At 71.5% G+C, this 24,061-nt stretch carries 22 protein-coding genes and 1 pseudogene; 22 read left to right on the top strand and 1 reads right to left on the bottom strand.

Features of this window, described 5'->3' with window-relative positions; translation table 11 throughout:
- From ruvX to nusB, 10 genes are all read left to right on the top strand, one after another.
- Complete coding sequence (gene ruvX / locus JK361_RS32235; protein WP_201825144.1) at positions 1–465, top strand: Holliday junction resolvase RuvX; 465 nt, start codon at positions 1–3, stop codon at positions 463–465.
- 122 nt (positions 466–587) lie between these two features.
- Positions 588–2,243 carry an endolytic transglycosylase MltG gene (gene mltG / locus JK361_RS32240; RefSeq protein WP_236053900.1) on the top strand — a complete coding sequence of 552 codons (1,656 nt, stop codon included), beginning with the start codon at positions 588–590 and terminating at the stop codon, positions 2,241–2,243.
- Complete coding sequence (locus tag JK361_RS32245; RefSeq protein WP_201825146.1) at positions 2,224–3,063, top strand: shikimate dehydrogenase; 840 nt, start codon at positions 2,224–2,226, stop codon at positions 3,061–3,063. Before mltG ends, JK361_RS32245 begins: the two co-directional genes overlap by 20 nt.
- A gap of 312 nt (positions 3,064–3,375) precedes the next feature.
- Positions 3,376–4,560: a chorismate synthase gene (aroC, locus tag JK361_RS32250; RefSeq protein ID WP_201825148.1), complete on the top strand. Its 1,185-nt coding sequence runs from the start codon at positions 3,376–3,378 to the stop codon at positions 4,558–4,560.
- Positions 4,561–4,592: 32 nt separating this feature from the next.
- Positions 4,593–5,075 carry a shikimate kinase gene (locus JK361_RS32255; protein WP_201825343.1) on the top strand — a complete coding sequence of 161 codons (483 nt, stop codon included), beginning with the start codon at positions 4,593–4,595 and terminating at the stop codon, positions 5,073–5,075.
- Entirely contained in the window at positions 5,072–6,163 is a 1,092-nt protein-coding gene (gene aroB, locus JK361_RS32260) for a 3-dehydroquinate synthase (RefSeq protein ID WP_201825149.1), read from the top strand. The genes JK361_RS32255 and aroB overlap by 4 nt, the downstream gene beginning before the upstream one ends.
- A gap of 311 nt (positions 6,164–6,474) precedes the next feature.
- Entirely contained in the window at positions 6,475–7,386 is a 912-nt protein-coding gene (locus JK361_RS32265) for a Pro-rich N-terminal domain-containing protein (protein WP_201825151.1), read from the top strand.
- Positions 7,387–7,882: 496 nt separating this feature from the next.
- Positions 7,883–8,989, top strand: coding sequence for an aminopeptidase P family protein (locus JK361_RS32270; protein WP_201825153.1), 1,107 nt, complete (start codon positions 7,883–7,885; stop codon positions 8,987–8,989).
- A gap of 58 nt (positions 8,990–9,047) precedes the next feature.
- The gene (efp, locus tag JK361_RS32275; RefSeq protein WP_031486831.1) at positions 9,048–9,614 is read left to right on the top strand and encodes an elongation factor P; all 567 of its coding nucleotides are present in this window, start codon (positions 9,048–9,050) and stop codon (positions 9,612–9,614) included.
- Positions 9,615–9,616: 2 nt separating this feature from the next.
- Positions 9,617–10,045, top strand: coding sequence for a transcription antitermination factor NusB (gene nusB / locus JK361_RS32280; protein ID WP_201825155.1), 429 nt, complete (start codon positions 9,617–9,619; stop codon positions 10,043–10,045).
- Between the two features lie 212 nt (positions 10,046–10,257).
- Here nusB and bldD read toward each other — a convergent pair whose 3' ends face one another.
- The gene (gene bldD / locus JK361_RS32285) at positions 10,258–10,761 is read right to left on the bottom strand and encodes a transcriptional regulator BldD (RefSeq protein ID WP_014671524.1); all 504 of its coding nucleotides are present in this window, start codon (positions 10,759–10,761) and stop codon (positions 10,258–10,260) included.
- Positions 10,762–11,035: 274 nt separating this feature from the next.
- Between bldD and pyrR the strand changes: the two genes are divergently transcribed.
- The 12 genes and pseudogenes from pyrR to coaBC all read left to right on the top strand — a co-directional run bounded on the left by pyrR (position 11,036) and on the right by coaBC (position 23,880).
- On the top strand, positions 11,036–11,617 hold the full coding sequence (gene pyrR / locus JK361_RS32290; RefSeq protein ID WP_201825157.1) for a bifunctional pyr operon transcriptional regulator/uracil phosphoribosyltransferase PyrR: 582 nt from the start codon (positions 11,036–11,038) through the stop codon (positions 11,615–11,617).
- 87 nt (positions 11,618–11,704) lie between these two features.
- Positions 11,705–12,685, top strand: a complete 981-nt coding sequence (locus tag JK361_RS32295) for an aspartate carbamoyltransferase catalytic subunit (protein ID WP_201825159.1) — start codon at positions 11,705–11,707, stop codon at positions 12,683–12,685.
- 5 nt (positions 12,686–12,690) lie between these two features.
- Positions 12,691–13,977 carry a dihydroorotase gene (locus JK361_RS32300; protein WP_201825161.1) on the top strand — a complete coding sequence of 429 codons (1,287 nt, stop codon included), beginning with the start codon at positions 12,691–12,693 and terminating at the stop codon, positions 13,975–13,977.
- Entirely contained in the window at positions 13,974–14,534 is a 561-nt protein-coding gene (locus JK361_RS32305; protein WP_201825163.1) for a PH-like domain-containing protein, read from the top strand. Before JK361_RS32300 ends, JK361_RS32305 begins: the two co-directional genes overlap by 4 nt.
- Positions 14,531–15,673: a glutamine-hydrolyzing carbamoyl-phosphate synthase small subunit gene (gene carA, locus JK361_RS32310; protein ID WP_201825165.1), complete on the top strand. Its 1,143-nt coding sequence runs from the start codon at positions 14,531–14,533 to the stop codon at positions 15,671–15,673. Before JK361_RS32305 ends, carA begins: the two co-directional genes overlap by 4 nt.
- Complete coding sequence (gene carB / locus JK361_RS32315) at positions 15,666–18,974, top strand: carbamoyl-phosphate synthase large subunit (RefSeq protein WP_201825167.1); 3,309 nt, start codon at positions 15,666–15,668, stop codon at positions 18,972–18,974. The genes carA and carB overlap by 8 nt, the downstream gene beginning before the upstream one ends.
- Before the next feature lie 52 nt (positions 18,975–19,026).
- Positions 19,027–20,133 (top strand): quinone-dependent dihydroorotate dehydrogenase, encoded by a 1,107-nt coding sequence (locus JK361_RS32320; protein ID WP_201825169.1) that lies wholly within the window; start codon positions 19,027–19,029, stop codon positions 20,131–20,133.
- On the top strand, positions 20,130–20,984 hold the full coding sequence (pyrF, locus tag JK361_RS32325; RefSeq protein ID WP_201825170.1) for an orotidine-5'-phosphate decarboxylase: 855 nt from the start codon (positions 20,130–20,132) through the stop codon (positions 20,982–20,984). The genes JK361_RS32320 and pyrF overlap by 4 nt, the downstream gene beginning before the upstream one ends.
- A gap of 298 nt (positions 20,985–21,282) precedes the next feature.
- The gene (locus tag JK361_RS32330; RefSeq protein WP_003977346.1) at positions 21,283–21,606 is read left to right on the top strand and encodes an integration host factor; all 324 of its coding nucleotides are present in this window, start codon (positions 21,283–21,285) and stop codon (positions 21,604–21,606) included.
- 39 nt (positions 21,607–21,645) lie between these two features.
- Positions 21,646–22,236 (top strand): annotated as a pseudogene (gmk, locus tag JK361_RS32335) (guanylate kinase); the annotation flags it as partial.
- Between the two features lie 53 nt (positions 22,237–22,289).
- Positions 22,290–22,562 carry a DNA-directed RNA polymerase subunit omega gene (rpoZ, locus tag JK361_RS32340; protein ID WP_005319902.1) on the top strand — a complete coding sequence of 91 codons (273 nt, stop codon included), beginning with the start codon at positions 22,290–22,292 and terminating at the stop codon, positions 22,560–22,562.
- A gap of 115 nt (positions 22,563–22,677) precedes the next feature.
- Positions 22,678–23,880 carry a bifunctional phosphopantothenoylcysteine decarboxylase/phosphopantothenate--cysteine ligase CoaBC gene (gene coaBC, locus JK361_RS32345; RefSeq protein ID WP_201825174.1) on the top strand — a complete coding sequence of 401 codons (1,203 nt, stop codon included), beginning with the start codon at positions 22,678–22,680 and terminating at the stop codon, positions 23,878–23,880.
- Positions 23,881–24,061: the final 181 nt, after the last annotated feature.

A 24,061-nucleotide genomic window follows, 5' to 3' on the forward strand; every position in this document is an offset into this window, starting at 1 on the left:
ATGCGCAGAGGACGTCGGCTCGCGATCGACGTCGGGGACGCCCGGATCGGGGTCGCCTCGTGCGACCCCGACGGGATCCTCGCCACCCCGGTGGAGACCGTCCCCGGCCGGGACATCCCCGCCGCTCACCGCCGGCTCGGGCAACTGGTGGAGGAGTACGAACCGATCGAGGTCGTCGTCGGCCTGCCCCGCTCCCTCAAGGGGGGCGAGGGCCCGGCCGCGGTCAAGGTCCGCGCCTTCGCCCAGGAACTGGCCCAGGGCATCAAGCCGGTGCCGGTGCGCCTGGTGGACGAGCGGATGACGACCGTGACGGCCAGTCAGGGACTGCGCGCCTCGGGCGTCAGGTCCAAGAAGGGCCGCTCGGTCATCGACCAGGCGGCGGCCGTCGTCATTCTGCAGCAGGCCCTGGAATCCGAACGGGTGTCAGGCAAAGCACCCGGCGAGGGCGTCGAAGTGGTCATCTGATCGCGATACGGTAACGTTCCGCGCGATGCGCCGGTGTTCGAACAGCCGGGGCACAGCAAGAGGCGGAACGGAAGCCGGCCCACCGGCCGCGTGAACGTCGGCCTCGCGGCTCTAGGGGATCGATGACTGAGTATGGCCGGGGCCAAGGCTCCGAACCGTGGCATCCGGAGGACCCGTTGTACGGGGACGGCGGATGGGGAGGGCAGCAGGCACAGACGGGCCCGCAGTCCCCCTACGACGGGCGGCCGCAGCACTATCCCCAGGCGTCGCAGCACGGTGACTGGACCCAGGGGCAGCAGCCCGGGTACGGCGAGCAGCAGCACCAGCAGTACGACGTGTCCGGTCAGCCGCAGTACGACCAGCAGTTCGCCGGTCACCCCCAGCAGCAGTTCCACCAGGGCGGATGGGACGCGACCGGCACGCACGGCCAGGTGCCGTACGCCGCCGACCCCGGCGACCCGTACGGTCAGCAGCCCGTGGCCTACGGCGGGGAGCAGCCCGACTTCTACGGCACCGAGGACGCCTACCCGCCGCCGGAGCCGCCCGGCCGCAGGCGTCCCGAGCCCGGTCCGGAGCCGGCGGCCGACGCCGAGGGGGAGGCCGACGTCCTCGCCGGAGACGACGAGGACGACGAGGAGCACGAGCTCCAGGGCCGGCGCGAGCGGCGCGGCAAGGGCCGCAAGCCGGTCAAGAGCAAGAAGCGGCGTACCGGCTGCGCCTGCATGGTGGTCGTCCTGGTGTTCGGCGGCGGCCTCGGCGGAGTCGGATATTTCGGCTACAAGTTCTACCAAAATCGTTTCGGCACGGCCCCGGACTTCGCGGGTGAGGGCACCAGCCGGACGGTGACCGTGGAGATCCCCAAGGGCGCGGGCGGCTGGGAGATCGGCCGCCGCCTGAAGGAGGCCGGGGTAGTCAAGAGCGCCGAGGCGTTCGTCCACGCCCAGGGTCAGACGCCGGGCGGCGACGGGATCCAGGCCGGCGCCTACCTCCTGAAGAAGGAGATGTCCGCCGCCAGCGCCGTCAAGCTCATGCTGGACCCGCGCAGCCAGAACAACGTGGTGGTCACCGAGGGCGAGCGCAACTCGGGCGTCTACGCGGCCATCGACAAGAAGCTCGACCTGCCCGCCGGCAGCACCAAGAAGATCGCCCGGAAGCAGTACAAGAGCCTCGGCCTGCCGGCGTGGGCGGAGAACAACGGCGACATCATCGACCCGCTGGAGGGCTTCCTCTGGCCGGCCACGTACCCGGCCGCGAAGGGCATGAAGCCCGAGGCGATCCTGAAGCAGATGGTGACCCAGGCCAAGCAGAAGTACGCCGCCTACGGTCTCGACGGCAAGGCCAGGGAACTCGGCCTGGACAACGCGTTCGAGCTGGTCACGGTCGCGAGCCTGGTCCAGGCCGAGGGCAAGACGCACGACGACTTCCGCAAGATGGCCGAGGTGGTCTACAACCGCCTCAAGCCCACCAACACCGAGACCAACCGGCTGCTCCAGTTCGACTCGACCTACAACTACCTCCTGGGCAAGAGCAACATCCACATCTCCGAGAAGGAGATCAACAGCAACCCGAGCCCGTACAACACGTACACCCACAAGGGACTTCCGCCCGGCCCGATCGGCAACCCGGGCGAGGACGCGCTGAAGGCGACACTCAACCCGACGGACGACGGCTGGATCTACTTCGTGGCGACCGACGGCACGAGCAACACCGAGTTCGCCAAGACCTACGCCGAATTCCAAGAACTCAAGGACAAGTTCAATGCCAGCTCGGGCAACTGACGGCCGCCGGGCCGCCGTGCTCGGTTCGCCGATCGCCCACTCCCTCTCCCCGGTGCTGCACCGGGCCGCGTACGACGCGGCCGGACTCACCGGCTGGTCGTACGACAGCTTCGAGGTGGACGAGGCCGCGCTGCCCGGTTTCCTGGACCGGCTCGGGCCCGAGTGGGCGGGACTGTCACTGACCATGCCGCTGAAGCGGGCGGTCATCCCGCTGGTGGACGAGATCAGTGACACGGCGGCCTCGGTCGACGCGGTCAACACGCTCGTCTTCACCGAGGACGGACGCCGGCTCGGCGACAACACCGACATCCCGGGCATGGTGGCCGCGCTGCGCGAGCACGGCATCGAACAGGTCGACTCCGCCGCCATCCTGGGCGCCGGCGCCACCGCCTCCTCCGCGCTCGCCGCGCTGGCCCGGATCTGCACCGGGGAGGTCGTCGCCTACGTCCGCAGCGAGGCCCGCGCCGCCGAGATGCGGCAGTGGGGCGAACGGCTCGACGTGGAGGTCCGCACCGCGGACTGGTCGGACGCCGCCCAGGCGATGCGCGCGCCGCTGGTGATCGCCACCACGCCCGCCGGGACCACCGACGCCCTCGCCACCGCCGTGCCCGAACGCCCCGCCACCCTCTTCGACGTGCTCTACGACCCCTGGCCGACCGAGCTGGCGGCCCGCTGGTCCATGTTCGGCGGCGCGGTGGTCAGCGGTCTCGACCTGCTGGTCCACCAGGCCGTGCTCCAGTTCGAGCAGATGACCGGGCACCGTCCGGGCCCGATGGACGCCATGCGGCACGCCGGGGAGAAGGCGCTCGCGGCCCGCTGACACCCCGCTCACCGCACCCAGCCCGCCCGGCACACGGCCCGCCGGTGTCTCCGCAGGGCCCGCCGGTGCTTCCGCAGGGCCCGCCGGTGCCCGCGTGCTGCCCGCCGGTGCCTCCGCACGGTCCGCCGGTGTCGCGCACCGGCCCACGGGGTCCGGCCCGCGTCCGCCTGCTGGACCGGCGGCCGGACACCGCCGCCGAACGTGGGATGATCGGAGGTGGCGGACCGGGGTCGCGCACCCGGTGGCGCCGTCGCCGTACGCGAGCAGGCGCGTACGCAGGGCAGTACCGGGCGCGAGCAGTGAGGAGCACCGTTGAGCAGGCTGCGTTGGCTGACCGCGGGGGAGTCCCACGGTCCCGCACTTGTCGCGACGCTGGAGGGTCTTCCCGCCGGCGTGCCGGTCACCACGGAGATGGTGGCGGATCACCTGGCGCGGCGGCGGCTCGGCTATGGCCGCGGTGCGCGGATGAAGTTCGAGCAGGACGAGGTCACGTTCCTGGGCGGTGTCCGGCACGGTCTGACCATGGGCTCCCCGGTGGCGATCATGGTGGGCAACACCGAGTGGCCCAAGTGGGAGCAGGTCATGGCGGCCGACCCGGTCGACCCGGAGGTGCTGGCCAACCTCGCCCGCAACGCGCCGCTGACCCGCCCCCGGCCCGGCCACGCCGACCTCGCCGGCATGCAGAAGTACGGCTTCGACGAGGCCCGCCCGATCCTGGAGCGCGCCTCCGCCCGGGAGACCGCGGCCCGCGTGGCGCTGGGCGCGGTGGCCCGGTCGTACCTGAAGGAGACGGCCGGCGTCGAGATCGTCTCGCACGTCGTCGAGCTGTGCTCCGTGAAGGCCCCGCAGGGCGTGTACCCCACCCCGGCCGACGTCGAGAAGCTGGACGCCGACCCGCTGCGCTGCCTCGACGCGGACGCGTCGAAGGCGATGGTCGCGGAGGTCGACCAGGCGCACAAGGACGGCGACACGCTCGGCGGTGTGGTCGAGGTCCTCGCCTACGGAGTCCCCGTCGGCCTGGGCTCGCACGTGCACTGGGACCGCAAGCTGGACGCCCGGCTGGCCGGTGCCCTCATGGGCATCCAGGCGATCAAGGGCGTCGAGATCGGCGACGGCTTCGAGCTGGCCCGGGTGCCCGGCTCCAAGGCGCACGACGAGATCGTCAACACGCCGGAGGGCATCCGCCGCGTCTCCGGCCGCTCCGGCGGCACCGAGGGCGGTCTGACCACTGGTGAACTGCTGCGGGTGCGGGCCGCGATGAAGCCGATCGCGACCGTGCCGCGGGCCCTGAAGACCGTGGACGTGTCCACGGGCGAGGCGGCCCAGGCCCACCACCAGCGCTCCGACGTGTCCGCCGTGCCGGCCGCCGGCATCGTCGCCGAGGCCATGGTGGCGCTCGTCCTCGCGGACGCGGTCGCCGAGAAGTTCGGCGGCGACTCGGTGACCGAGACCCGGCGCAACGTCCAGGCGTACCTCGACAACCTGGCCATCAGGTGAGCGTCAGGCCCGTGGTCGTGCTGATCGGCCCGATGGGCGTGGGCAAGTCCACCGTCGGGCGGCTGCTCGCCGAGCACCTCGGCGTCGGCTACCGGGACACCGACGAGGACATCGTCGCCGCCGAGGACCGCACCATCGCCGAGATCTTCCTGGACGAGGGCGAGCCCGCCTTCCGCGTGAAGGAGAAGGCGGCCGTGCGGGCCGCGCTCGCCGAGCACGAGGGTGTCGTCGCCCTGGGCGGCGGAGCGGTCATGGACCCGGACACCCGGGCGCTGCTGGCCGGGCAGCGGGTGGTCTACCTCTCGATGGAGGTCGAGGAGGCCGTCAAGCGCACCGGTCTGAACGTGGCCCGCCCGCTGCTCGCGGTCAACCCGCGCAAGCAGTGGCGGGAACTGATGGACGCGCGCCGGCACCTGTACGAGGAGGTCGCCACCACCGTCGTCGCGACGGACGGCCGCGGCCCGGAAGAGGTCACCCAAGACGTGCTGGACGCACTGGAGTTGAAGCAAGGATGAGCGAGTCAGTCACCCGGATCCGGATCGGCGCGACCGCGGGCACGGACGCGTACGAGGTGCTGGTGGGCCGGCAGCTGCTGGGCGAGCTGCCCTCCCTGATCGGGCCGCGGGCCAAGCGGGTCGCGGTGGTCCACCCGGAGGCGCTGGCCGAGACCGGTGAGGCGCTGCGGGCCGATCTGGCCGAGCAGGGGTACGAGGCCGTCGCGATCCAGGTGCCGAACGCGGAGGAGGCCAAGACCGCCGAGGTCGCCGCCTACTGCTGGAAGGCGCTGGGCCAGTCCGGCTTCACCCGTACCGACGTGGTGGTCGGCGTGGGCGGAGGCGCGACCACTGACCTCGCCGGTTTCGTCGCCGCGACCTGGCTGCGCGGCGTGCGCTGGATCGCGATCCCGACCACCGTGCTGGCGATGGTGGACGCGGCGGTCGGCGGCAAGACCGGGATCAACACCGCGGAGGGCAAGAACCTGGTCGGCGCCTTCCACCCGCCCGCCGGTGTCCTGTGCGACCTGGCGGCGCTGGACTCCCTCCCGGTGCACGACTACGTCTCCGGTCTGGCCGAGGTCATCAAGGCGGGCTTCATCGCCGACCCGGTCATCCTGGACCTGATCGAGGCCGACCCCGAGGCCGCCCGGACGCCGGCGGGCCCGCACACGGCCGAGCTGATCGAGCGGTCGATCCGGGTCAAGGCCGAGGTCGTCTCCTCGGACCTGAAGGAGTCCGGCCTGCGGGAGATCCTCAACTACGGCCACACGCTCGGCCACGCCATCGAGAAGAACGAGCGGTACAAGTGGCGGCACGGCGCCGCGGTCTCGGTCGGCATGCACTTCGCCGCCGAACTGGGCCGCCTGGCCGGCCGGCTGGACGACGCGACGGCCGACCGGCACCGCACCATCCTCGAGGCCGTCGGCCTGCCGCTGCACTACCGCTACGACCAGTGGCCCAAGCTGCTGGAGACGATGAAGGTCGACAAGAAGTCCCGCGGCGACCTGCTGCGCTTCATCGTCCTGGACGGTCTGGGGAAGCCGACCGTCCTGGAGGGCCCGGACCCGGCGGTCCTCCTCGCCGCGTACGGCGAGGTCGGGCAGTAGGTCGCGGGCTGTTCCGTCATGCCTCGCGTCCGGTGAGGTCGGGCAGTAGGTCGCGGGCTGTTCCGTCTCGCCTCGCGTCCGGCGAGGTCGGGCAGTAGGTCGCGGGCTGTTCCGTCTCGCCGCGTACGGCGAGGTCGGGCAGTAAGTCCCCGACTGTTCCGTCCGTCCGATTCCCCTCCCGGACCGGGCACTTCGGGCCGCCCCCGGCCGTTTCACCAAACGACGGCCGGGGACGGTACCGTTCGGTAGGCGGTGGGGGCGTGCTCCCGCTGCCGGCACCAAAGCGCCTGTACGAGACGGAGTGGCAACGGATGCAGCACGCAGTGGGGTCTCCGCTGCCGCCGCCCCACCAGCCGGGGCAGGGGCCGCACGCCGGCTGGGCGTCGGCCGCACACCACCCGGGCCCGCACCCGGGAGCCGCCCAGGGGCCGGCCGCCCCCGTGCCCCCGCCGGCGGCGCCGGGCTTCCCGGCCCCGTCGGGCCCCGTGCCGCCCGCGCCGCAGCAGCCGCCGGCCCCCTCCCACCCGGCGTCGCCGCCCCCGCCCGCGCCGCACGCCGCCGGCCCGGTCGCCCCCGATACCACCGGGCATGTGCCGCTGCCACCCGGTGGCCCGGTCGGCGTGCCCGCGGCGCCGCCCGCCGCGGCCGCGGTCCCGGACCCCACGGCCACCACCCTCGCCGTCCTCCTCATCGGTCCGGCCGGCGCGGGCAAGACCAGCGTCGCCAAGTACTGGGCGGAGCACCGCCGCGTCCCCACGGCCCACATCAGCCTGGACGATGTCCGCGAATGGGTCCGCTCGGGCTTCGCCGACCCCCAGTCCGGCTGGAACGACAACTCCGAGGCCCAGTACCGCCTGGCCCGCCGGACCTGCGGGTTCGCGGCCCGCAACTTCCTGGCCAACGGCATCTCCTGCATCCTGGACGACGCCGTCTTCCCGGACCGCCCGGTCGTGGGGCTCGGCGGCTGGAAGCGGCACGTGGGCCCCGGCCTGCTCCCGGTGGTCCTGCTCCCGGGCCTGGACATCGTCCTGGAGCGCAACGCCGAACGCACCGGCAACCGCCGCCTCACGGACGAGGAGGTGGCCCGGATCCACGGCCGCATGGCCGGCTGGTACGGGTCGGGCCTCCCGATCGTCGACAACTCCCAGCTGGACGTCCCGGGCACGGCCCGCGTCCTGGACGAGGTCCTGGCGAGGGCCATAGCGAGCCCGCCGAGCTGGTGAGCGGAGGGGACGTCCCCGGGCGCGCGACACGGGGCGCGGGCAACCGCGCGCCCGACCCGGACGCACCGCCCCCGGTCCACGGACGCACCGCCCCCGGCCCCCGGCGGCACCACGTTCACTGGCCCGCCCCGGGTCCCCGGCGGCACCACGCCTCATCGGCCCACCCCCGCCCCCGGCGGCACGACGGTCACTGACCCGGCCCCGGTCCCCGGCGGCACGACAGTCACTGACCCGCCCCCGGTCCCCGGCGGCACCACGCCTCACCGGCCCACCCCCGGCCCCCGGCGGCACCACGTTCACTGGCCCGCCCCGGGTCCCCGGCGGCACCACCCTCGCCGGCCCACCCCCGCCCCCGGCGGCACCACGCCTCGCGGCCCGCCCGCGATCCCCGACCGCGCGCCCCCTCACAGGGCCGCCCCCGGCGGTACCGCCCTCGCCGACCCCACTCGGCCCCACCCAACCGGCACAAACCGCACAAAACTCCTACGCTCATCTCATGTCAGAGGTGTACGCGAACCGCCGATCCCGGCTGAGGGACCATGTCAACGCGGCCGGCACCGCGGCAGCGCTCGTCACCCGCCCGGCCAACGTCCGCTACCTCGCCGCCGCAGCCCCGCAGGGCTCCGTCCTGCTGCTCGGCAGAGGCGAGGACCTCCTGGTCTGCGCCGGCCCGCCGGAGGACCGCCCCTACGAAGGCAAGCCGGACGAGAACGTGCGCCTGCACGTCCTCCCGGCGAACGGCGGCGACGCCGCGGTCACCGCGGCCGGGCTCGCCGCGGCCCAGGGCGCCGACTCCCTGGCGGTCGAGGAACACCACCTCACCGTGGCCCGCCACAGAGCCCTCGCCTCCGTGACCCCGACGCTCCGCCTGACCGACCTCGGCGGCGCCGTCGAGCAGCTCAGGGTGGTCAAGGACGAGGAGGAGATCTCCTGCCTGCGCATCGGCGCCGAGATCGCCGACCAGGCCCTCGGTGAGCTGCTGGAGTCCATCCTGGTCGGCCGCACCGAACGGCACCTCGCGCTGGAGCTGGAGCGGCGCCTGGTCGATCACGGCGCCGACGGCCCGGCGTTCCCCACCTCCGTGGCCACGGGCCCGCACGCCGGGCGCCGCGGCCACCGCCCCACCGACCGGCGCGTGGAAGAGGGGGACTTCCTCTCCGTCTGCCTCGGCGCCACCTACCGCGGCTACCGCTGCGAGATCGGCCGTACCTTCGTCATCGGCACCTCGCCCGCCGACTGGCAGATCGAGCTGTACGACCTCGTCTTCGCCGCTCAGCGCGCCGGTCGCGAGTTCCTGACACCCGGCGCCGCCTACCGTGACGTCGACCGCGCGGCCCGGCAGGTGCTGGACTCCGCCGGCTATGCGGAGGCACTCCCACCGCTGATCGGACACGGTGTCGGACTCGAAATCGACGAGGACCCGCAGTTGGCGCCCGCGGCAATGGGTAAACTGGACGCTTGCGTGCCGGTCACCGTCGAACCGGGGGTCCACCTCCCGGGCCGGGGCGGTGTCCGGATCGATGACACGCTCGTCGTGCGCCCCGAGGCGGACGGCGGACCCGAGCTACTCACCATCACGACCAAGGAGCTGCTCGCGCTCTAGCCCTGAGCTGTGCGCCTGCCCCGTGGTCGTCCACGTCAGTCCAGGAGATTCCGCAACCGTGGCTTCCACGAACGACCTCAAGAACGGCATGGTGCTCAAGCTCGAAGGCGGCCAGCTCTGGTCCGTCGTCGAGTTCCAGCACGTCAAGCCCGGCAAGGGACCGGCCTTCGTGCGCACCAAGCTCAAGAACGTGCTGTCCGGGAAGGTCGTCGACAAGACCTTCAACGCCGGCGTCAAGGTCGAGACGGCCACCGTCGACAAGCGCGACATGCAGTTCTCCTACATGGACGGCGAATACTTCGTCTTCATGGACATGGAGACCTACGACCAGCTGATGGTCGACCGCAAGGCCGTCGGCGACGCCGCCAACTTCCTGATCGAGGGCTTCACGGCCACCGTCGCGCAGCACGAGGGCGAGGTGCTCTTCGTCGAGCTGCCGGCCGCCGTCGAGCTGGTCGTGCAGGAGACCGAGCCGGGCGTCCAGGGGGACCGCTCCACCGGTGGCACCAAGCCCGCCACCCTGGAGACCGGTCACCAGATCCAGGTCCCGCTCTTCATCACCACCGGTGAGAAGATCAAGGTCGACACCCGCACCAGCGACTACCTCGGCCGGGTGAACAGCTAACCGTGGCTGCCCGCAACACGGCCCGCAAGCGCGCCTTCCAGATCCTCTTCGAGGGCGACCAGCGTGGCGCCGACGTCCTGACCGTCCTCGCGGACTGGATCCGGCTCTCCCGGTCCGACACCCGGCAGCCGCCGGTCAGCGAGTACACGATGCAGCTGGTCGAGGGTTATGCGGAGCACGCGACGCGGATCGACGAGCTGATCGCCCAGTACGCGGTGGGCTGGACGCTGGACCGCATGCCGGTCGTCGACCGCAACATCCTGCGGCTGGGCGCGTACGAGCTGATCTGGGTCGACGAGACCCCGGACGCCGTCGTCCTGGACGAGATGGTGCAGCTGGCGAAGGAGTTCTCGACCGACGAGTCGCCCTCGTTCGTCAACGGCCTGCTGGGCCGGCTGAAGGAACTCAAGCCCACGCTGCGCCGGGGCTAGCCGAAAAGGCCGCGAGAGGGGCGTCGGGGAACGTTGCTGCGGCGGCTACGGGTCGCCCGTGGCCGGTCGCGCGGTTCCCCGCGCCCCTTCGTCATGTCCGCGCGCCCCGGCCCCGGGAGCAGCCTGACCCCTCGTGCAAAAGCCGCCGGGGTGGCCGGAACCGCATGGTTCCGGCCACCCCGGCGGCACGTTTCTGCTGAGCTGGGAAGCGGTTACGCCTCTTCGTGCGTGGCCACCGCGCGGCGCGCGTCCGCGTCCAGCACGCCCCAGCTGATCAGCTGCTCGGTGAGGACCGAGGGGGACTGGTCGTAGATGACGGCGAGTGTGCGCAGGTCGTCCTGGCGGATCGAGAGCACCTTGCCGTTGTAGTCGCCGCGCTGGGACTGGATCGTCGCCGCGTAGCGCTGGAGGGGTCCCGCCTTCTCGGCCGGCACGGTGGCCAGCCGCTCAAGGTCGAGGACCAGCTTCGGCGGCGGCTCGGCGGCGCCGCCAGGCGTGGTGCCCGGCAGGAGCTCCTGCACCGGGACGCCATAGAAATCGGCCAACTCGGCAAGGCGCTGCACGGTCACGGCACGGTCGCCGCGCTCGTACGAACCGACCACCACGGCCTTCCAGCGACCCTGGGACTTCTCCTCGACACCGTGGAGGGAAAGGCCCTGCTGGGTGCGGATGGCCCGGAGCTTGGCCCCGAGCTGTTTGGCGTATTCGCTGGACATATAGCTCCCCGGACACTGTGTCGACGCGGCCGGCTGTTTTCCCGCCGCGCGGCTGGTAACTCACTGTGAGGTTACGCAGCGTGACTCTTGTGCGTCAAGCCGAATGGTCCACACCGACTCTTCCGTGGTAGCGGTCGCCGGCTGGGCCAAGGGGGTGAAAGGCGGATGCCAGGGGGGTGACGGGGGCCTGACCGGTGACCTGCTACGGTGGATGGCGCAATTCCGACGTCCTTTAAGATCCGTCCCGTGAGGCGGAGAAGGGGGTCCGTTTCGTATGGACAAGCACGACACGCAGGCGAATCCGCAGGCGTCCGATGCGCGGCCCGTTCTCGAGGGCCCCGACATCGCGCGGGTGCTGACCCGCATCGCCCACGAGATCGTCGAGCGCGCCAAGGGCGCCGACGACGTGGTGCTCCTCGGCATTCCGACCCGGGGCGTCTTCCTCGCCCAGCGGCTCGCCGCCAAGCTGGAGCAGATCACCGACCGCACGGTCCCGGTCGGCTCGCTCGACATCACGATGTACCGCGACGACCTGCGCATGCATCCGCCGCGTGCGCTGGCCCGGACCGAGATCCCCGGTGACGGCATCGACGGCCGGCTGGTCGTCCTCGTCGACGACGTGCTCTTCTCCGGCCGCACGATCCGCGCCGCCCTCGACGCCCTGAACGACATCGGGCGCCCGCGCGCGGTGCAGCTCGCGGTCCTGGTCGACCGCGGCCACCGTGAACTGCCGATCCGCGCCGACTACGTCGGCAAGAACCTCCCCACGTCGCTGCGGGAGACGGTCAAGGTCCAGCTCGCCGAGGAGGACGGTCGCGACACCGTGCTGCTCGGTGCCAAGCCGGCCGGCCACTAGCAAGCCGGCCCCGGCCGCTTCGGCGTGCCGCGATGCGCCCGGTTTGCCCTAATTCTCCCGATTGAACTGCCTTACGGAGCCTGACAGATGCAGCGTCATCTCATCTCGGCCGCCGACCTCACCCGCGACGACGCCGTCCTCATCCTCGACACCGCCGAGGAGATGGCCCGGGTCGCCGACCGGCCGATCAAGAAGCTGCCGACCCTGCGCGGCCGGACGATCGTCAACCTCTTCTTCGAGGACTCCACGCGTACGCGCATCTCCTTCGAAGCCGCCGAGAAGCGGCTGTCCGCGGACGTCATCAACTTCACCGCCAAGGGCTCGTCGGTGTCCAAGGGCGAGTCCCTGAAGGACACCGCCCAGACCCTGGAGGCCATGGGCGTGGACGCCGTGGTCATCCGGCACGGCGCCTCCGGGGCCCCCTACCGGCTCGCCAACTCCGGCTGGATCGACGCGGCCGTCATCAACGCCGGCGACGGCACCCACCAGCACCCCACCCAGGCCCTGCTGGACGCCTTCACCATGCGCCGCCGGCTGATCGGCCGCGACGCCGGGCTCGGCCAGGACCTGTCCGGCAGGCGGATCACCGTCGTCGGGGACGTCCTGCACAGCCGGGTCGCCCGCTCCAACGTCGACCTGCTGCACACCCTCGGCGCCGAGGTCACCCTGGTCGCCCCGCCCACCCTGGTGCCGGTCGGCGTCGAGAACTGGCCCTGCGAGGTGTCCTACGACCTCGACAGCACCCTGCCCAAGTGCGACGCCGTGATGATGCTGCGGGTCCAGCGCGAGCGGATGAACGCCGCGTTCTTCCCGACCGAGCGCGAGTACTCCCGGCGCTACGGCCTCGACGGCGACCGCATGGCGCGGCTGCCCGAGCACGCCATCGTGATGCACCCCGGGCCGATGGTCCGCGGCATGGAGATCACCGCCGAGGTCGCCGACTCCGACCGCTGCACCGCCGTCGAGCAGGTCTCCAACGGCGTGTCCATCCGCATGGCCGTCCTGTACCTGCTGCTCGGCGGCAATGAGCCCGCCGTCACCCGCCCCACCGGTTCCGAGGAGAAGTAACCAGCATGAGCAAGATCCTGATCCGTGGCGCGAAGGTGCTCGGCGGCGAGCCGCAGGACGTCCTGATCGACGGCGAGACCATCGCCGAGGTGGGCACCGGACTGTCCGCCGAGGGCGCGGAGGTCGTCGAGGCCGGCGGCAAGGTGCTGCTGCCGGGCCTGGTCGACCTGCACACCCACCTGCGCGAGCCGGGCCGCGAGGACTCCGAGACCGTCCTCACCGGCACCCGCGCCGCGGCGAGCGGCGGCTACACGGCCGTCTTCGCCATGGCCAACACCTTCCCCGTCGCCGACACCGCGGGCGTGGTCGAGCAGGTCTACCGCCTCGGCCGGGAGCACGGCTACTGCGACGTGCAGCCCATCGGCGCCGTCACCGTCGGCCTGGAGGGCAGGAAGCTCGCCGAGCTGGGCGCCATGCACGAGTCCGCCGCCGGCGTCACCGTCTTCTCCGACGACGGCAAGTGCGTCGACGACGCCGTGATCATGCGCCGGGCGCTGGAGTACGTGAAGGCCTTCGGCGGTGTCGTCGCCCAGCACGCGCAGGAACCGCGCCTGACCGAGGGCGCCCAGATGAACGAGGGCGTCGTCTCCGCCGAGCTGGGCCTGGGCGGCTGGCCGGCCGTCGCCGAGGAGTCGATCATCGCCCGGGACGTGCTGCTCGCCGAGCACGTCGGCTCCCGCGTCCACATCTGCCACCTCTCGACCGCCGGCTCCGTGGAGATCGTCCGCTGGGCCAAGTCCCGCGGCATCGACGTCACCGCCGAGGTCACCCCGCACCACCTGCTCCTCACCGACGAGCTGGTGCGCAGCTACAACCCCGTCTACAAGGTCAACCCGCCGCTGCGCACCGAGCGCGACGTCATGGCGCTGCGCGAGGCGCTCGCCGACGGCACGATCGACATCGTCGCCACCGACCACGCCCCGCACCCGCACGAGGACAAGGACTGCGAGTGGGCCGCCGCCGCCATGGGCATGGTCGGCCTGGAGACCGCGTTGTCGGTGGTCCAGGAGACCATGGTCGCAACGGGTCTGCTGGACTGGGCCGGCGTCGCCGACCGCATGTCCGTCAAACCCGCGCAGATCGGACAGGCCGCCGGGCACGGCCGTCCCGTCTCGGCTGGTGAGCCCGCCAACCTCACCCTCGTCGACACGGAATACCGTGGCCAGGTGGACCCCGCGGGCTTCGCCTCGCGCAGCCGCAACACCCCCTACGAGGGGCGGGAGCTGCCGGGCCGTGTGACGCACACGTGGCTGCGGGGCAAGGCCACGCTCGTCGACGGGAAGCTCACGTGACACCTGTAATCCTGCTGGCCGAGGCGAAGAAGTCCGCCGAGGTCACCGACTGGGGGGCCCGCATCGGCTGGCTCGTCGGACTGGTCCTGTTCATCGCGCTCGTCTACTGGCTGATGCGCGAGGGCTGGAAGTGGCGCGGCACCCTCCAGGGCGACCTGCCGGCGCTGCCCAGCGCGCCGGAGGAGACCGGCCCGGCCAGACTGAGCATGAGCGGCCGCTACCACGGCTCCACCACCGCCGGGCAGTGGCTGGACCGGATCGTGGCCCACGGCCTGGGCACCCGCAGCCGGGCCGGGCTCACCCTGACCGACGCGGGCCTGGAGGTCGAGCGCCCCGGAGCGACCGACTTCTTCGTCCCCACGGCCGCGCTGCGCGGAGCCCGCCTGGACAAGGGCATCGCCGGCAAGGTCCTCACCGAGGGCGGGCTGCTGGTGGTGACCTGGGCGCACGGCGACAAGCTGATCGACTCGGGCTTCCGCTCCGACCACGCGGCCGAGCACACCGAGTGGGTCGACACCCTGAACCAGATGACCAACGACACGGAAGGCGCACGATGACGACCTCCACCAGGGGAGCCGCGAAGACTCCCGCCGTACTCGTCCTGGAGGACGGCCGCACCTTCCGCGGCCGCGCCTACGGGGCCGTGGGGGAGACCTTCGGCGAAGCCGTGTTCTCCACCGGCATGACCGGCTACCAGGAGACCCTCACCGACCCGTCGTACGACCGCCAGATCGTCGTCGCGACCGCCCCCCAGATCGGCAACACCGGCTGGAACGACGAGGACGACGAGTCGGGCCGCATCTGGGTCTCCGGCTACGTCGTGCGCGACCCCGCGCGCGTGCCGTCCAACTGGCGGTCCCGGCGCTCCCTGGACGACGAGCTGGAGCGGCAGGGCGTGGTCGGGATCTCCGGCATCGACACCCGCGCCCTCACCCGCCACCTGCGCGAGCGCGGCTCGATGCGCGCCGGCATCTTCTCCGGCGAGGCGATCGCCCCCGAGGCGGAGCTGCTGGAGCGCGTGCAGGCCCAGCCGCACATGAAGGGCGCGAGCCTCTACGAGGAGGTCGCGACCAAGGAGGCGTACGTCGTCCCGGCGATCGGCGAGAAGCGGTTCACCGTCGCCGCCATCGACCTCGGCATCAAGGGCATGACCCCGCACCGCATGGCCGAGCGCGGCATCGAGGTGCACGTCCTGCCCGCCACCGCCACCGCCGACGAGGTCTACGCCGTCAACCCCGACGGTGTGTTCTTCTCCAACGGCCCCGGCGACCCGGCCACCGCCGACGGCCCGGTCGCGCTGATGAGCACCGTCCTGGAGCGCAAGACGCCGCTGTTCGGCATCTGCTTCGGCAACCAGATCCTCGGCCGCGCCCTCGGCTTCGGCACCTACAAGCTGAAGTACGGCCACCGCGGCATCAACCAGCCGGTCCAGGACCGTACGACCGGCAAGGTCGAGGTCACCGCGCACAACCACGGCTTCGCCGTGGACGCGCCGCTCGACAAGGTCAGCGAGACGAAGTTCGGCCGCGCCGAGGTCTCGCACGTCTGCCTGAACGACGACGTCGTGGAGGGGCTCCAGCTGCTCGACCAGCCCGCCTTCTCCGTCCAGTACCACCCCGAAGCGGCAGCGGGCCCGCACGACGCCGCCTACCTGTTCGACCGCTTCGTTTCCCTGATGGAGGGCCAGCGTGCCTAAGCGCACCGATATCCAGTCCGTCCTGGTCATCGGCTCCGGCCCGATCGTCATCGGCCAGGCCGCCGAGTTCGACTACTCCGGCACCCAGGCGTGCCGCGTGCTCAAGGCCGAGGGCCTGCGCGTGGTCCTCGTCAACTCCAACCCGGCGACGATCATGACCGACCCGGAGATCGCCGACGCCACCTACGTCGAGCCGATCACCCCGGAGTTCGTCGAGAAGATCATCGCCAAGGAGCGCCCCGACGCCCTGCTGCCCACCCTGGGCGGCCAGACGGCCCTGAACACCGCCATCGCGCTGCACGACAACGGCGTCCTGGAGAAGTACGGCGTCGAGCTGATCGGCGCCAAGCCCGAGGCCATCCACAAGGGCGAGGACCGCGACCTCTTCAAGGACGTCGTGGAGGAGGTCCGCCGCAAGACCGGGCACGGCGAGTCCGCCCGCTCGGTCATCTGCCACACCATGGACGACGTCCTCAAGGGCGTCGAGACCCTCGGCGGCTACCCGGTCGTCGTCCGCCCGTCCTTCACCATGGGCGGCGCCGGCTCCGGCTTCGCGCACGACGAGGACGAGCTGCGCCGTATCGCCGGCCAGGGCCTCACGCTCTCCCCGACCACCGAGGTGCTCCTGGAGGAGTCCATCCTCGGCTGGAAGGAGTACGAGCTGGAGCTGATGCGCGACAAGCACGACAACGTCGTGGTCGTCTGCTCCATCGAGAACTTCGACCCCATGGGCGTGCACACCGGCGACTCGATCACCGTCGCCCCGGCGATGACGCTCACCGACCGCGAGTACCAGGTGCTGCGCGACGTCGGCATCGCGATCATCCGCGAGGTCGGCGTCGACACCGGCGGCTGCAACATCCAGTTCGCGGTGAACCCCGACGACGGTCGCGTGATCGTCATCGAGATGAACCCGCGCGTGTCGCGCTCCTCGGCCCTCGCCTCCAAGGCGACCGGCTTCCCGATCGCCAAGATCGCCGCCAAGCTGGCCGTCGGCTACACCCTTGACGAGATCCCGAACGACATCACCCAGGAGACCCCGGCCTCCTTCGAGCCCACGCTCGACTACGTGGTCGTCAAGGCCCCTCGCTTCGCCTTCGAGAAGTTCCCGCAGGCCGACTCCACGCTGACCACCACCATGAAGTCGGTCGGCGAGGCCATGGCCATCGGCCGCAACTTCCCCGAGGCCTTCCAGAAGGCGCTGCGCTCGCTGGAGAAGAAGGGCAGCCAGTTCACCTTCGTCGGCGACCCCGGTGACAAGGAAACCCTGCTGCGCGAGGCCGTGCGCCCCACCGACGGCCGGATCAACACCGTCATGCAGGCCATCCGCGCGGGTGCCACGCCCGAGGAGGTCTTCGAGTACACGAAGATCGACCCGTGGTTCGTGGACCAGCTCTTCCTGATCAAGGAGATCGCGGACGAGCTGGCCGAGGCGTCCGAGCTGACCGGCGACCTGCTCGCCGAGGCCAAGCGGCACGGCTTCTCCGACCAGCAGATCGGTGAGATCCGCGGCCTGCGCGAGGACGTCGTCCGCGAGGTCCGGCACGCCCTCGGCGTCCGCCCGGTCTACAAGACGGTCGACACCTGCGCCGCCGAGTTCGCCGCCAGGACGCCGTACTTCTACTCCTCCTACGACGAGGAGACCGAGGTCGCCCGCCGCGACAAGCCCGCGGTGATCATCCTGGGCTCGGGCCCGAACCGCATCGGGCAGGGCATCGAGTTCGACTACTCCTGCGTCCACGCCTCCTTCGCGCTGTCCGACGCCGGGTACGAGACCGTGATGGTCAACTGCAACCCGGAGACGGTCTCCACCGACTACGACACCTCCGACCGGCTGTACTTCGAGCCGCTGACGCTGGAGGACGTGCTGGAGATCGTCCACGCGGAGTCCCTCGCCGGACCTGTCGCCGGTGTGATCGTCCAGCTCGGCGGCCAGACCCCGCTCGGTCTCTCGCAGGCCCTGAAGGACAACGGCGTGCCGATCGTCGGCACGTCCCCCGAGGCCATCCACGCGGCCGAGGACCGCGGCGCCTTCGGCCGGGTCCTCGCGGAGGCGGGCCTGCCGGCCCCGAAGCACGGCACGGCCACCACCTTCGCGGAGGCCAAGGCCATCGCCGACGAGATCGGCTACCCGGTCCTGGTCCGGCCCTCGTACGTGCTCGGCGGACGCGGCATGGAGATCGTCTACGACGAGACCCGCCTCGCCGCCTACATCGCCGAGTCGACCGAGATCAGCCCTTCCCGGCCGGTCCTCGTCGACCGCTTCCTCGACGACGCCATCGAGATCGACGTCGACGCCCTCTACGACGGCGAGGAGCTGTACCTCGGCGGCGTCATGGAGCACATCGAGGAGGCCGGCATCCACTCCGGCGACTCGGCGTGCGCCCTGCCCCCGATCACCCTCGGCGGCTTCGACATCAAGCGCCTGCGCGCCTCCACCGAGGCCATCGCCAAGGGCGTCGGCGTGCGCGGCCTGATCAACATCCAGTTCGCGATGGCCGGCGACATCCTCTACGTGCTGGAGGCCAACCCGCGCGCCTCCCGTACGGTCCCCTTCACCTCGAAGGCGACCGCGGTGCCGCTCGCCAAGGCCGCCGCCCGGATCTCGCTGGGCGCGACCATCGCCGAGCTGCGCGCCGAGGGCCTGCTGCCCAAGGACGGCGACGGCGGCGAACTGCCGCTGGACGCGCCGATCTCCGTCAAGGAGGCCGTCATGCCCTGGTCGCGGTTCCGCGACATCCAGGGCCGCGGCGTCGACACCGTCCTCGGCCCGGAGATGCGCTCCACCGGCGAGGTCATGGGCATCGACTCCGTCTTCGGCACGGCGTACGCCAAGTCGCAGGCGGGTGCCTACGGCCCGCTGCCCACCAAGGGCCGCGCCTTCATCTCGGTCGCCAACCGCGACAAGCGCTCGATGATCTTCCCGGCGCGCGAGCTGGTCGCCCACGGCTTCGAGCTGCTCGCCACCTCCGGCACCGCCGAGGTCCTCAAGCGCAACGGCATCAACGCCACCATCGTGCGCAAGCAGTCCGAGGGCACCGGTCCGAACGGCGAGCGGACCATCGTCCAGCTCATCCACGACGGCGAGGTCGACCTCATCGTCAACACCCCGTACGGCACCGGCGGCCGCCTCGACGGCTACGACATCCGTACGGCCGCGGTGGCCCGCTCCGTGCCGTGCCTGACGACCGTCCAGGCGCTCGCGGCGGCCGTCCAGGGCATCGACGCCCTCAACCACGGTGACGTGGGCGTCCGTTCGCTCCAGGAACACGCGGAACACCTGACCGCGGCCCGCGACTAGCAGCCCTGAGGGGGACACCGGAAACGGTGTCCCCCTCTTCACGAGGACACCCATGTACAAGATCTTCTTCAATCTCGTCTTCAAGCGCATGGATCCCGAGAAGGCCCACCACCTGGCCTTTCGCTGGATCCGCCTCGCCGCCCGGATCCCCGTGCTGCGCACCTTCGCCGCGGCCGCCCTCGCGCCCCGCCACAAGGAGCTGCGCACCGAGGCGTTCGGGCTGCGGATGCACGGCCCGTTCGGGCTCGCCGCCGGCTTCGACAAGAACGCCGTCGCGATCGACGGCATGTCGATGCTGGGCTTCGACCACGTCGAGATCGGCACGGTGACGGGGGAGCCGCAGCCCGGCAACCCAAGGAAGCGGCTGTTCCGGCTGGTCGCGGACCGCGCCCTGATCAACCGCATGGGCTTCAACAACGACGGCTCGCTCACCGTGGCGGCCCGCCTGGCCACCCGGGAGCCGGTCTTCCGGACGGTCGTCGGCGTCAACATCGGCAAGACCAAGGTCGTCCCGGAGGCGGAGGCCGTCGCCGACTACGTGAAGTCCGCCGAACGTCTCGCGCCGTACGCGGACTACCTGGTCGTCAACGTCTCCTCGCCGAACACGCCCGGCCTGCGCAACCTCCAGGCCGTGGACCACCTGCGCCCGCTGCTCACCGCCGTCCGCGAGGCCGCCGACCGCACGGTGGCGAACCGGCGCGTCCCGCTGCTGGTGAAGATCGCCCCGGACCTCGCCGACGAGGACATCGACGCGGTCGCCGACCTCGCCGTGGAGCTGAGCCTGGACGGCATCATCGCGACCAACACCACCATCGCCCGCGAGGGCCTCGGCCTGCGGTCCGCCGCCGAGCTGGTGAAGGAGACCGGCGGACTGTCCGGGGCCCCGCTCAAGGCGCGCTCCCTGGAGGTCCTGCGCCGCCTGTACGCGCGCGTGGGCGACCGGATCACCCTGGTGGGCGTCGGCGGCATCGAGACCGCCGAGGACGCCTGGCAGCGCATCCTGGCCGGTGCCACGCTGGTCCAGGGCTACAGCGCCTTCGTCTACGAGGGCCCCTTCTGGTGCCGCGCGATCCACAAGGGCCTCGCCGCCCGCCTGCGCACCAGCCCGTACGCCACCCTCGCCGACGCGGTCGGCGCCGACGTGAGGACGCCCCGATGACCAGCACCAGCCCGTTGGAGCCCTTCGGTGCCCGGCTGCGCCGCGCCATGGACGAGCGCGGGCCGCTGTGCGTCGGCATCGACCCGCACGCCTCCCTGCTCGCCGAGTGGGGCCTGGACGACGACATCGCCGGCCTGGAGCGGTTCAGCCGCACGGTCGTCGAGGCCATGGCCGACCGGGTCGCCGTCCTGAAGCCGCAGAGCGCCTTCTTCGAGCGGTTCGGCTCGCGCGGTCTCGCCGTCCTGGAGAAGTCGGTCCAGGAGGCGCGCGCGGCCGGCGCCCTGGTCGTGATGGACGCCAAGCGCGGCGACATCGGCTCGACCATGGCCGCCTACGCCGAGGCGTTCCTGCGCCCGGACGCCCCGCTGTTCTCCGACGCCCTGACCGTCTCGCCGTACCTCGGCTACGGCTCGCTGAGCCCGGCCGTCGCCCTGGCCCGGGAGAGCGGCGCCGGCCTGTTCGTGCTGGCGCTGACCTCGAACCCGGAGGGCGGGGAGGTGCAGCACGCGGTCCGCGCGGACGGCCGGAACATCGGCGCGACCATGCTGGCCCACCTGGCGGCCGAGAACGCGGGGGAGGAGCCGCTGGGCTCCTTCGGCGCGGTGGTCGGCGCCACGCTCGGCGACCTGTCCTCCTACGACCTGGACGTCAACGGCCCGCTCCTCGCCCCCGGCATCGGCGCTCAGGGCGCGACTCCCGCCGATCTTCCCGGCGTCTTCGGCGCGGCCGTCCGCAATGTCGTGCCCAACGTCAGCCGGGGTGTTCTGCGTCACGGTCCCGACGTCAGCGCGCTGCGCGGGGCGGCCGAGCGGTTCGCGCAGGAGATCCAGGGGGCCGTGGCAGGTGCGTGAGGTCCGGGCAGGTGCTCGGCTGAGCGGTCTCGCGCCGACTTGAGCGTGAATACATGCTCAAATCGAGGGCAGTATGTCTGAAATGTCCGGCCTGACGGAGGCTGACCAGGACTTTTCCGCTGTTCTCGCTGACTCTGGCGGACTTGCCCGCTAGTCTCCGAGCAGTGGGGGCACCTCCCACGCCCTTCAGGCAGTGGGGGAGAACGGGCAGCGTGTTGCTCGTAGCTCCCCAGGTGTGGGGCGACTAGGTTCCTCACCGGTCCGTATCCGACAGTTCGACATCCGAGGTGACGTAGGCGTGGCTCTTCCGCCCCTTACCCCTGAACAGCGCGCAGCCGCGCTCGAAAAGGCCGCCGCGGCTCGCCGGGAGCGGGCCGAGGTCAAGAATCGACTCAAGCACTCCGGCGCCTCCCTGCACGAGGTCATCAAGCAGGGCCAGGAAAACGACGTCATCGGCAAGATGAAGGTCTCTGCGCTGCTGGAGTCCCTGCCGGGCGTGGGCAAGGTCCGCGCCAAGCAGATCATGGAGCGTCTGGGCATCTCCGAGAGCCGCCGCGTGCGCGGTCTCGGTTCCAACCAGATCGCTTCCCTGGAGCGTGAGTTCGGCAGCACCGGCTCCTGAGTCCGCCTCCCCGCACAAGGGGAGCCGGACCGGGAGTCCCGGGCACTCCGGGATTGCTGGAATAATCGCTGCATGAGCGAACGTCCGCGGCTGACCGTGCTCTCCGGCCCCTCGGGGGTCGGCAAGAGCACGGTCGTCGCCCATATGCGCAAGGAACACCCCGAGGTCTGGCTCTCGGTGTCGGCGACCACCCGCAAGCCGCGCCCCGGCGAGCAGCACGGAGTCCACTACTTCTTCGTCACCGACGAGGAGATGGACAAGCTGATCGCCAACGGCGAGCTGCTGGAGTGGGCCGAGTTCGCCGGCAACCGCTACGGCACGCCCCGCGCGGCCGTGCTGGAGCGGCTGGAGAACGGCGAGCCCGTCCTGCTGGAGATCGACCTCCAGGGCGCCCGCCAGGTCCGGGAGTCCATGTCCGACGCCCAGCTGGTGTTCCTGGCTCCGCCCTCCTGGGAGGAGCTGGTGCGCAGGCTCACCGGCCGGGGCACCGAGCCGCCGGAGGTCATCGAACGCCGTCTGAAGGCGGCCAGGACCGAGCTGGCGGCCGAGCCGGAGTTCGATACGACCTTGGTCAACACCTCCGTCGAGGACGTGGCCCGCGAGCTGCTAGCCTTGATGGACGTTGTGTGATCGTGACTGTGATCACGATGTCTGATTCTTTCCCATCCATCGGAAGGTAGAGCGTGTCCTCTTCCATCACCGCGCCCGAGGGCATCATCAACCCGCCGATCGACGAGCTTCTCGAGGCCACCGACTCGAAGTACAGCCTCGTGATCTACGCGGCCAAGCGTGCCCGCCAGATCAACGCGTACTACTCGCAGCTCGGTGAGGGCCTCCTCGAGTACGTCGGTCCGCTCGTCGACACCCACGTCCACGAGAAGCCGCTCTCCATCGCCCTGCGCGAGATCAACGCCGGCCTGCTGACCTCCGAGGCCATCGAGGGCCCGGCGCAGTAGTGCCTTCAGATTGCGGTTGACTTGACCCACAGGCCCGGCAGCCGAGCTGCCGGGCCTGTGGTGTGTCATGGAGTCGTACGGTTTCGTCGTACGTTTTCGAGTCCGGGGAGACACGGTGGACAAGCCGAGGATCGTGCTGGGGGTCAGTGGTGGCATCGCCGCCTACAAGGCCTGTGAGCTGCTGAGAAGGTTCACGGAGTCGGGCCACGACGTGCGCGTGGTGCCCACCGCCTCCGCGCTGCATTTCGTCGGCGCCGCCACCTGGTCCGCGCTGTCCGGCAACCCGGTCTCCGCCGAGGTCTGGGACGACGTCCACGAGGTCCCGCACGTCCGCATCGGCCAGCACGCCGACCTGGTGGTCGTGGCGCCGGCCACCGCCGACATGCTCGCCAAGGCCGCCCACGGCCTCGCCGACGACCTGCTGACCAACACCCTGCTCACCGCCCGCTGCCCGGTGGTCTTCGCACCGGCCATGCACACCGAGATGTGGGAGCACCCCGCCACCCAGGAGAACGTGGCCACGCTGCGCCGCCGCGGTGCCGTCGTCGTCGAGCCCGCCGTCGGGCGCCTCACCGGCGTCGACACCGGCAAGGGGCGGCTGCCCGACCCGGCGGAGATCTTCGAGGTCTGCCGCCGGGTGCTGGCCCGCGGCGTCGCGGAGCCCGACCTGCGGGGCCGGCACGTCGTCGTCTCCGCGGGCGGCACCCGTGAGCCGCTCGACCCGGTCCGCTTCCTCGGCAACCGCTCCTCCGGCAAGCAGGGCTACGCCCTCGCACGCACCGCCGCCGCCCGCGGCGCCCGTGTGACCCTTGTCTCGGCCAACGCCGGCCTGCCCGACCCGGCGGGCGTGGACGTCGTCCGGGTCGGCACCGCCGTACAGCTGCGCGAGGCCGTCCTGAAGGCCGCCGCGGACGCCGACGCCGTGGTCATGGCCGCCGCCGTCGCCGACTTCCGCCCGGCCGCCTATGCCAGCGGGAAGATCAAGAAGAAGGACGGCCAGGACCCGGACCCGATCGTCCTGGTGCGAAATCCGGACATCCTCGCGGAGATCTCCGCCGACCGGGCCCGCCCCGGACAGGTCGTCGTCGGCTTCGCCGCCGAGACCGACGACGTCCTCGCCAACGGCCGGGCCAAGCTCGCCCGCAAGGGCTGCGATCTGCTCGTGGTCAACGAGGTGGGGGAGCGCAAGACCTTCGGTTCCGAGGAGAACGAGGCCGTCGTGCTGGGTGCCGACGGCAGCGAGACCCCCGTCCCGCACGGCCCCAAGGAAGCCCTTGCCGACACCGTCTGGGATCTGGTCGCGGGCCGACTGGGCTAACGTCCGACCCGCGATCGGGCGAACTCGGCATCGGGTCGAGCGAGGCTCAAATCGGGTGTGGCGGCCCTGGCCAAGGCCGCTCGCCATTGTGCAGAATGCCCGTGCCGCAGGTCACAGCGCTCCCGAGAGGCGAGACGGTGGCCCATCGGCCGAGTGCGACCGATAAACTGTTTCAAGGTCG

The organism is Streptomyces musisoli, assembly GCF_016741855.1.
In the GTDB taxonomy this organism is placed as follows: domain Bacteria; phylum Actinomycetota; class Actinomycetes; order Streptomycetales; family Streptomycetaceae; genus Streptomyces; species Streptomyces musisoli.

Bases quoted from the DNA above. Each gene is read 5' to 3' on its own strand.
- JK361_RS32265 (WP_201825151.1), top strand. From the start codon at position 6,475: ATGCAGCACGCAGTGGGGTCTCCGCTGCCGCCGCCCCACCAGCCGGGG.
- JK361_RS32320 (WP_201825169.1), top strand. From the start codon at position 19,027: ATGTACAAGATCTTCTTCAATCTCGTCTTCAAGCGCATGGATCCCGAG.
- ruvX (WP_201825144.1), top strand. From the start codon at position 1: ATGCGCAGAGGACGTCGGCTCGCGATCGACGTCGGGGACGCCCGGATC.
- pyrR (WP_201825157.1), top strand. From the start codon at position 11,036: ATGGACAAGCACGACACGCAGGCGAATCCGCAGGCGTCCGATGCGCGG.
- bldD (WP_014671524.1), bottom strand. From the start codon at position 10,761: ATGTCCAGCGAATACGCCAAACAGCTCGGGGCCAAGCTCCGGGCCATC.
- JK361_RS32295 (WP_201825159.1), top strand. From the start codon at position 11,705: ATGCAGCGTCATCTCATCTCGGCCGCCGACCTCACCCGCGACGACGCC.
- JK361_RS32300 (WP_201825161.1), top strand. From the start codon at position 12,691: ATGAGCAAGATCCTGATCCGTGGCGCGAAGGTGCTCGGCGGCGAGCCG.
- JK361_RS32245 (WP_201825146.1), top strand. From the start codon at position 2,224: ATGCCAGCTCGGGCAACTGACGGCCGCCGGGCCGCCGTGCTCGGTTCG.
- carA (WP_201825165.1), top strand. From the start codon at position 14,531: ATGACGACCTCCACCAGGGGAGCCGCGAAGACTCCCGCCGTACTCGTC.
- mltG (WP_236053900.1), top strand. From the start codon at position 588: ATGACTGAGTATGGCCGGGGCCAAGGCTCCGAACCGTGGCATCCGGAG.
- aroB (WP_201825149.1), top strand. From the start codon at position 5,072: ATGAGCGAGTCAGTCACCCGGATCCGGATCGGCGCGACCGCGGGCACG.
- JK361_RS32270 (WP_201825153.1), top strand. From the start codon at position 7,883: ATGTCAGAGGTGTACGCGAACCGCCGATCCCGGCTGAGGGACCATGTC.
- pyrF (WP_201825170.1), top strand. From the start codon at position 20,130: ATGACCAGCACCAGCCCGTTGGAGCCCTTCGGTGCCCGGCTGCGCCGC.
- JK361_RS32255 (WP_201825343.1), top strand. From the start codon at position 4,593: ATGGGCGTGGGCAAGTCCACCGTCGGGCGGCTGCTCGCCGAGCACCTC.